At 45.0% G+C, this 505-nt stretch carries 3 tRNA genes; all 3 read left to right on the top strand.

The window, feature by feature from the left end:
• Positions 1-51 precede the first annotated feature (51 nt).
• The 3 genes from C9J41_RS21710 (at position 52) to C9J41_RS21700 (ending at position 320) form a co-directional block, all read left to right on the top strand.
• Positions 52-127, top strand: a tRNA-Val gene (locus C9J41_RS21710).
• A gap of 39 nt (positions 128-166) precedes the next feature.
• Positions 167-242: transfer RNA gene (locus tag C9J41_RS21705), tRNA-Ala, on the top strand.
• A 2-nt stretch (positions 243-244) separates the two neighbouring features.
• Positions 245-320: transfer RNA gene (locus C9J41_RS21700), tRNA-Glu, on the top strand.
• Positions 321-505 lie beyond the last annotated feature (185 nt).

Raw genomic sequence — 505 nt, 5'->3', positions numbered from 1 at the left:
GAATCCTGCACGACCCACCATTCTTTCTCACGAAGGAATTAAAACTATCGTGGGCGATTAGCTCAGTTGGGAGAGCACCTCCCTTACAAGGAGGGGGTCACTGGTTCGAGCCCGGTATCGCCCACCATTTTCTCTTTAGAGAACTTCTTAAAAGAAGTAAAACATTGGGGTTATAGCTCAGCTGGGAGAGCGCCTGCCTTGCACGCAGGAGGTCTGCGGTTCGATCCCGCATAGCTCCACCAATGTCCCGTTCGTCTAGAGGCCTAGGACACCGCCCTTTCACGGCGGTAACAGGGGTTCGACTCCCCTACGGGACGCCACTTTGTAAATACATTCTTATGAGTGTGATTAGAAAGTGGATCTTTAAATAGAAACACAATGCTCTTTAACAATCTGGAAAGCTGACTAGTAAATTCAATCAATAGATTGATTTTAAAAAATGTTTTTATCTTTAGATAAAAACGAGTTCTCAAACAATACACATTCAAGTGTCTTGTATCGAGTC

Source organism: Photobacterium sp. GB-50 (assembly GCF_003026755.1).
In the GTDB taxonomy this organism is placed as follows: domain Bacteria; phylum Pseudomonadota; class Gammaproteobacteria; order Enterobacterales; family Vibrionaceae; genus Photobacterium.
The sequence above is the reverse complement of the archived record's forward strand: the minus strand, read 5'-3'. Positions and strand labels throughout refer to the sequence as shown.